The sequence below is a fragment of the Colwellia sp. BRX8-4 genome (assembly GCF_014077345.1).
Classification (GTDB): Bacteria; Pseudomonadota; Gammaproteobacteria; order Enterobacterales; family Alteromonadaceae; genus Colwellia_A.
Genome location: NZ_JACGVS010000051.1, coordinates 1 through 2,367, shown reverse-complemented (window position 1 = coordinate 2,367; position 2,367 = coordinate 1). Strand labels below are relative to the sequence as shown.

Annotated in this window: 3 protein-coding genes; all 3 read left to right on the top strand. The window is 41.5% G+C overall.

The features are described 5' to 3' along the window. The first annotated feature begins 80 nt into the window (after window positions 1-80). From tnpA to tnpC, 3 genes are read left to right on the top strand one after another with little or no spacing between them, the layout of a single operon-like run. A complete protein-coding gene (tnpA, locus tag H4J56_RS19285; RefSeq protein ID WP_182259814.1) occupies window positions 81-386 on the top strand; it encodes an IS66 family insertion sequence element accessory protein TnpA in 306 nt (101 codons plus the stop codon). Then, complete coding sequence (tnpB, locus tag H4J56_RS19280; RefSeq protein ID WP_259368211.1) at window positions 386-736, top strand: IS66 family insertion sequence element accessory protein TnpB; 351 nt, start codon at window positions 386-388, stop codon at window positions 734-736. Before tnpA ends, tnpB begins: the two co-directional genes overlap by 1 nt. 58 nt (window positions 737-794) lie before the next feature. Then, window positions 795-2,342: an IS66 family transposase gene (gene tnpC / locus H4J56_RS19275; protein WP_182259812.1), complete on the top strand. Its 1,548-nt coding sequence runs from the start codon at window positions 795-797 to the stop codon at window positions 2,340-2,342. Window positions 2,343-2,367: the final 25 nt, after the last annotated feature.

Here is a 2,367-nt window from a genome sequence, read left to right as displayed (position 1 = left end):
GTAAGCGCGTAATTAGCCCCACATACCAATATTAATCGAGCCTGCGCATAATTATCTTAGTAAATTAACATGAGGTAATTATGAATAAACAGCAAAAAATCAAACACTGGCAAAACATTTTTGAACAGCAAGAACGAAGTGGCTTAACTATCATTGAATTTTGCCGTGACAACAAGATTAATGTGTCCACCTTTTATGCGTGGCGTCACCGCCTATCAGATAAAGCTGCACCAGTAAAACAGCAACAGGTGATCCCGTTTGTTATTCATGAACAGCCTTTTACACAATCTTCCATGATTAAACTCACCACGCCCAGTGGCTACCAATTAGATTTTGAGTCAACCTTAAGTCATCATAGCTTAACGCAATTATTGAGTGTGTTGTAATGCACTCTCCTAGCCAAGTCTACTTGGTCACGGGTTTTACTGACATGAGAAAATCAATCAATGGTCTTAGCATTATTGTCAGCGATACTTTATCACTCGATCCTTTGAGCCAAGCTTGGTTTGTTTTTTGTAATAAACAGCGCGATAAATTAAAAATATTATTTTGGGATACTAATGGTTTTTGGCTTTATTATCGTCGCTTAGAGCAAGGACGGTTTCAATGGCCAAAATACGGCGAAGCGTGTGCTGCAATAAGCATTGAGCAACGGCAACTTCAATGGTTATTATCAGGCTTACCTGTGACGAGCCAGACTCGGCATTCAACATTATCAGGTTTGTCTGTGATATAACCCATTACGATCACTTTTCCCCTCTTGTACGATCTTGCCAGTGTGTCATGCTATAAAAATGACAGATGACACACAACTCCTCACCCTGCAAAATCAACTTGCCCAAATGCAAGCGCAGATTGATGCTTTAGAAACAGAAAAACAGTCTTGGCAAACAGAAAAAGAAGCGTTCAAAGAAGATAAAGTCGAAATGCAAACGCGTATTGACCATCTACTTGCCGAATTAAAGTTAAGTAAGTCACAAAAGTACGGTCGAAAAAGTGAAAAAGCCCCCCGAGGCACCTTCAATGAAGCCGAGCAACATAAAACGAATGAGCCTCCTAAACATCATAAAAAAGGTAAACAATCGCTAGCCGAGCACTTTGAGCGAGAAGAGGTTGCGCACACCTTAACCGAGTTAGCTTGTACGTGTTGCGGTGAACAAATGCACCACTGTGGTAGTGAAGATAGCGAACAAATTAAAATCATTCCGGCCAAAATCAGTGTGATAAAACACAAGCAATTTAAATACGCTTGCCGGCACTGTGAGCATGAAGCGCTAACGAGTAAAATCATCACGGCCCCTAAACCCGCCCAGCCAATTCCTGGCAGCATGGCGAGTCCCGAAGCCTTATCGGCAGTCGTTACCGCTAAATACTGCGATGCACTACCACTTTATCGTTTAGTTGATATTTTTGAACGCGGTGGTTTACGCATATCCAGAGGAACGCTAGCCAATTGGTGCATTAAAGCTGGCAACCTCATTAAGCCATTAGTGAAAGCAATGCAGGCTCACTTGCTTGGTGAGCACAGCTTATGCGCGGATGAAACACGTGTACAAGTTCTAGATGAAGGTGAAAACCCAAGTAGCAATTCACAAATGTGGGTCTATCGCAGTAATGAAGTCAGTAAACAGCCTGTGGTTATTTACGACTATCAAGCAGGTCGTAGTCGTGCTTGTGCAGAAATATTCCTCGACGGTTATCAAGGATATTTACAATGCGATGGTTACAGTGTTTATGACGGTATTGAAGGCGTTATTCCTGTGGGCTGTTGGGCACACGCCAGACGTAAATATGATGAAGCCTTAAAAGCAGAGTCGAAAAATAAAGGTCGTGCCCATAAAGCCATTAGCTTTATCAGTCAATTATACAAACTAGAAACACAAGCCAAAAACAAAAAACTATCCCCACAAGCGCGTTATCGACTACGACAAGAAAAAGCCCTACCAATTTTAATGCAATTTAAAGCATGGCTTGATGAAGCCAGTGATAAAGTGACTGGGGGGAGTTATATTGGCAAAGCGATAAAATACAATCTCAACCAGTGGCATAAACTGATTAGATACATTGAAGATGGTCATTTAGGGATTGATAACAATATTACAGAACGAGATATCCGGCCGTTTACAACTGGCAGGAAAAACTGGTTATTTTCAAAATCAGTCAATGGTGCACAGGCAAGTGCGACACTTTATAGTATCGTCATGACGTGCCGAGCCAATGACATTAACCCCTATTATTACTTCCAGTATTTATTCAAAACATTGCCCGCACGTCAAAGTGACGATGATGATTTAACAGATTTAATGCCGTGGAATGTGCAGCTAGACTTCGATTATAGCTAAGCGCACTGCTTAATTGTGCGCTTAC

Excerpts from the sequence above, each read along its gene's own strand:
- tnpC (WP_182259812.1), top strand. The coding sequence starts at position 795 with ATGACAGATGACACACAACTCCTCACCCTGCAAAATCAACTTGCCCAA.
- tnpA (WP_182259814.1), top strand. The coding sequence starts at position 81 with ATGAATAAACAGCAAAAAATCAAACACTGGCAAAACATTTTTGAACAG.
- tnpB (WP_259368211.1), top strand. The coding sequence starts at position 386 with ATGCACTCTCCTAGCCAAGTCTACTTGGTCACGGGTTTTACTGACATG.